Origin of the sequence: Mesorhizobium sp. (genome assembly GCF_004962925.1) — a bacterium.
Taxonomy (GTDB): Bacteria; Pseudomonadota; Alphaproteobacteria; order Rhizobiales; family Rhizobiaceae; genus Mesorhizobium.
The window spans coordinates 1-3302 of sequence record NZ_SUEO01000333.1 but is presented as its reverse complement, the minus strand read 5'-3'; the positions used below and the strand labels follow the sequence as shown (position 1 = coordinate 3302).

The window sequence follows — 3302 nt, the reverse complement described above, 5'->3', positions numbered from 1 at the left end:
GGGTTTTGCCAGATAGTCGTCCGCGCCGACCTCGAGGCCCGCCACCTTGTCGAAGACCGAATCGGCGCCCGTCAGCATCAATATGCCGGTGTCGTGATGCTCGCGCAGCCAGCGGGCCAGGCTAAAACCGTTCTCGCCCGGCATATTGAGGTCGAGAACGACAAGATCGGCCTTGGCCGCCGCGATCGCCTCGCGCAATTCGGCGCCGCCGGATGCCATGCGTATGCGATAGCCCTTCGCCTGCAAATAGTCGGCGATCATGAACGCCACGTCGGTCTCGTCGTCCACGACAATGATGTCGGCCATGCGTTTCCCCCGCGGCGAGCGACGCTCGAAACCTACAGGGCGCATTAACCCCGGGTCAATCGCCCCCGTCAGCTGCCGATTCCGGGCGGGCGCGACACAATTGAAACAATAGAGGCCGGGAAATCCGGCTCACGGCATCATCGTGAAACAACCCGCGGTTATTTGTCGAACGTCCCAGGCGGATGGCCGAGCAGGCCGGGTTGACAGGCCGCGGGCCGTTCAGTCCACTGGCCCGCACGGGAACAGCAACCGTCGTGACGGCGCATCCGTCTGTGGAGACCTCGCCGTGCCGACCTCCTCGAAGCTGTCCAGGCATTACGCGTCGTTGATGGCGGCCTGCGTTTTGCCTCTCCTCGTGCTTGTCGCCGGCATCGGCCTCTACCAGTCCTACGCGCTGCAACGTTCAATTTTTCCCTATGCGCTCATTGTGGTCGGGTTGCTTGTCTCGGTATTCGCTTTGCACCGAGTGCTTCTGAGGGAAATCGTCAGCATCTTCGCCGAAAACCGCACGGCCCTGCGCGAACTGGCCGACAGCGAGCAGCGCTACCGCAATGTTGTCGAGGCACAGACGGAATATATTGTCCGGTTCGCGCCGGATGGGCGCATGAGCTTCGCCAATGACGCCTATTGCCGTCTCGTCGGCAGGACGCGTGAAGAGTTGCTGAGCCCGGACTGGCACTATTTCAATTCGTTTTCCGCCGATTTCGGCAGCTTCGACGAGATCATCGGTCGAGTGACCCCCGAACGGCCCGTCTGCGAAGTGGAAGAGGTCGGCGCCCTGAGCAATGGCCGCGAAATCCTCATCCATTGGACAGATCGCGGCATCTTCGACGACAGCGGCAAGCTCATCGAAATACAGTCGATCGGACGCGATGTTGCCGAACAGAAACTCGCCCGTCAGGCACTCGAGGCCAGCGAGCAGCGCTACCGCAGCGTGGTCGAGCTGCAGACAGAATTCGTCGTCCGGATGTCGCCGGAGGGTCATTTGAGCTTCGTCAACGACGCCTATTGCCGGGCGTGCCGGATGACCCGCGAGCAGCTTCTCGACCCGTCCTGGTGCGAACTCGATGTGCTGCCGCCCGACGAACGGCGCAGGTTCCTGGACCACCTTGCCCGCCTCACCCCGCAGGCGCCGGATGCCAGCATGGAACTTCTCAATGCGATGCCGGATGGCGTGCGCCGATGGCTCGCCTGGAACGACCATGGCATTTTCGACAGCGACGGGCGCCTTGTCGAAGTGCAGTCCGTCGGCCGCGACATCTCCGACCGCGTCCTGGCCGAGCAAGCCAGAATTGAAGCCGAGAAACTGTTGGCCGAACGGGAGGCGCAGTTTCGCGCCATAGCCGAAGGCGTGCCGCTGCCGATCACCATCTCGGCAATAGAAGGCCCCGAAATCCTGTTCGTCAACGAGCCGGCGCGCAGGACGCTCGGCATCGAAGTCGGCCAGATCGGAGCCGAAGCGACGTCGACCTGGGAAGATCTCTCGCGGCGAGACGATCTCCTGCGGCTGTTGCTGAAAGATGGCATCGTCGACGCATTCGAAGCCGGCATGACCAATATGCAAGGCTCAAGAATGGATACGCTGGTTTCGGCGCGGCTGATCACGCAGGCCGGCCGTTCGGCCATGCTTGCCGCCGTCACCGACATTACCCGCCAGCGCGAAGCCGAGGCGGAGATCGCCCGCCAGCGTGAAACGCTGTACCAGTCGGAAAAGCTCTCCGCTCTCGGTTCGCTGCTGGCCGGCGTGGCGCACGAACTCAACAATCCGCTGTCGGTCGTCATCGGCTATAGCTCGATGCTGAAGGAATTCTCGACGGACAAGGCGACCGTGGGACGCGCCGACAAGATCCACGCGGCGGCCGAGCGATGTTCTCGGATCGTCCGAACCTTTCTGGCGATGGCCCGGAAGAAGCCGCCGACACGGGGCGCCGTCGACATCAATGAAGTCGTCGTCGCTTCGCTGGAGCTCGCCGCCTACAGCCTGCGCTCGGCCGGGGTCGAGATCCGCACCGAGCTGGCGGAGTCGCTTCGCAACATCTGGGGCGACAGGGACCAGCTTCATCAGGTCATCACCAACCTGGTGGTGAATGCGCAGCAGGCCCTGCTGCAGGTCCCGCACCCGCGGCGGCTGACCATCGTCACGTCAGGGGAAGGCGATGCCGTCGAGGTCGTTGTCGCCGACAATGGCCCAGGCATGCCGGAAACGGTGCGAGCGCGTGCTTTTGAGCCTTTCTACACGACCAAAATGGCCGGCGAAGGCACCGGGGTCGGGCTGTCTGTCTGCCAGGGCATCGTGATCGCTCACGACGGCAGCATAGAGCTGGATTCGACGCAGGGCGGCGGCGCACGGTTCACGGTTCGGCTTCCGAGCGGCAAGGCCGAGACGGTTCCTGCGCCCGAGGCTGCCGGAAGGGCGCCGCCTGCGCCATCGGCGGCACGAATTCTGGTGGTCGACGACGATGCCGACATTGCCTCGATGATCGCCGAGATGCTGCGCCGCGACGGCCACAACGTCACCATCGCCGACGACGCGAATGCCGCCCTCAAGGCTGTGCGTGAGAATGGAATCGACCTTTTGATCAGCGACATACGCATGCCCGGCCTCGACGGCCCCGGCCTCTATCGCGCGCTGGAGCAACTGCGTCCGGGACTCGCCAATCGGCTTCTGTTCGTGACCGGCGACACGCTGGCGCCCGAGATCGACCGCTTCATCGGCGAGACGGGCGCGCCGGTGATCGAGAAACCACTCGATCCGCAGACCTTTCGCAGGCTCGTGATGGAGCGCCTAAGGGCGATGGAGACCAGCGCAATGGAAGAGGCTAAAGCGTGACAAAACAGAAGTTGCTCATCGTCGATGACGAAGCGCCCTTGCGCGAGATGCTGTCGGAGTACCTGCTCGCTCACGGCTTCGATGTCCGATCCGTTCCGGACGGAGCGGGAATGCTGACCGAACTCGATCGCTTTGGCCCCGATCTGGTCATCCTCGACGTCAATCT

General features: G+C 63.4%; 3 protein-coding genes. 2 read left to right on the top strand and 1 reads right to left on the bottom strand.

Annotated elements, in window-relative coordinates:
- Positions 1–306, bottom strand: a 306-nt coding sequence (locus E5W87_RS34210) for a response regulator (RefSeq protein ID WP_292407988.1), incomplete at its 3' end; no start/stop codon positions are given.
- 286 nt (positions 307–592) lie between these two features.
- On the opposite strand from E5W87_RS34210, the gene E5W87_RS34205 reads away from it, so the two are divergent.
- Positions 593–3136, top strand: a complete 2544-nt coding sequence (locus tag E5W87_RS34205; protein ID WP_292407985.1) for a PAS domain-containing sensor histidine kinase — start codon at positions 593–595, stop codon at positions 3134–3136.
- On the top strand, positions 3133–3302 hold a 170-nt coding region (locus E5W87_RS36225; RefSeq protein WP_367118910.1), incomplete at its 3' end, for a response regulator. The genes E5W87_RS34205 and E5W87_RS36225, both read left to right, overlap by 4 nt.